This window comes from Megasphaera sp. AF13-6AC (assembly GCF_027685385.1).
GTDB classification, from domain to species: domain Bacteria; phylum Bacillota; class Negativicutes; order Veillonellales; family Megasphaeraceae; genus Megasphaera; species Megasphaera micronuciformis.
In genome coordinates this window covers 1-1112 of sequence record NZ_JAQCUN010000242.1, presented here as the reverse complement: position 1 = coordinate 1112, position 1112 = coordinate 1, and the positions used below count along the sequence as shown (strand labels likewise).

1 protein-coding gene and 1 pseudogene are annotated in these 1112 nt (G+C 46.0%); both read right to left on the bottom strand.

Features of this window, described 5'->3' with window-relative positions:
- The coding region (locus PGX78_RS08535) for an ATP-dependent Clp protease proteolytic subunit (protein ID WP_270446528.1) at positions 1-381 on the bottom strand (381 nt) is incomplete at its 3' end.
- Positions 382-401: 20 nt separating this feature from the next.
- Positions 402-1112, bottom strand: a pseudogene (locus tag PGX78_RS08530) (trigger factor); the annotation flags it as partial.

Sequence of the window (1112 nt, the reverse complement as noted above, 5' to 3'; positions counted from 1 at the left end):
GGGCTGATGAATCATAACCTGCGAATGAGGTAATGCAAAACGTTTTCCCTTCGTTCCCGCCGTCAAAAGGACGGAAGCCATGGAAGCTGCCGAACCTACACAAATAGTGGAAACATCGGGCTTAATATAACGCATGGTATCATAAATAGCCATACCGGCGGTTACGACACCGCCGGGGCTGTTAATGTATAAATGAATATCCTTGTCGGGATTATCGGCTTCCAAAAACAGAAGCTGTGCAATAACGCTGTTGGCGACCGTATCGTCAATAGCTCCCGTCAAAAAGATAATGCGATCCTTTAATAAACGCGAATAAATATCGTAACTGCGTTCACCTTGAGACGACTGTTCTACGACAATCGGTACATATTGCATTTTCATCGTAAGGCTCCTCTCGGTTCTTACGCTTCCGGTGCATCTTCTTTCTTCTTAGTAGTCCGTTTAGTCGTTTTTTTATCCGGCTTTGCTTCTGCCTCTTCATCTTTGGCAGCGGCTTTCGTAGCCGTCTTCTTGGCCGGTTTCTTTTCGGCCTTTTCTTCTTCAGCCTTTTCTTCCTTAGCATTCGTATCTACGGCATTGGAGAGAATGAAGCCGGCAGCCTTCTTGCGGCCCACGGACTGTACGAGCATCGGAATGCGTCGTTCTTTCATAATAATCTTATAGACTTCCTGCGGATCGGCACCGAAGTTGCGAGCCATCGTAATAATTTCCGCCTGAAGGTCCAATTCTTTGACTTCAATATGTTCAGCATTGGCAATGGCTTCGAGAACGAGGTCCATCTTGACGTTTTCCTTAGCCGCATCCAGATACTGAGCACGGAAATCTTTTTCATCCTGCTTCGTATATTCCAAATAGTCGTGAAGGTGCATGTTCTGAGCCTGTAATTTCAGTTCGAACTCTTCAACCATCTGATCGACTTTCTGTTCGACCATCACTTCGGGAATATCGACGGATGCATTGTCAATAGCTTTCTTCAAAACTTCGTTGTTAAAGGCTTCCGTAGCTTTAAACTTAGCACTCTTTTCAAGGCGTCCGCGAACGTCGGCCTTCAATTCGTCAACAGTCTTGAATTTGCCTACAAGTTCCGCAAAATCGGCATCGACGGGCGGCAA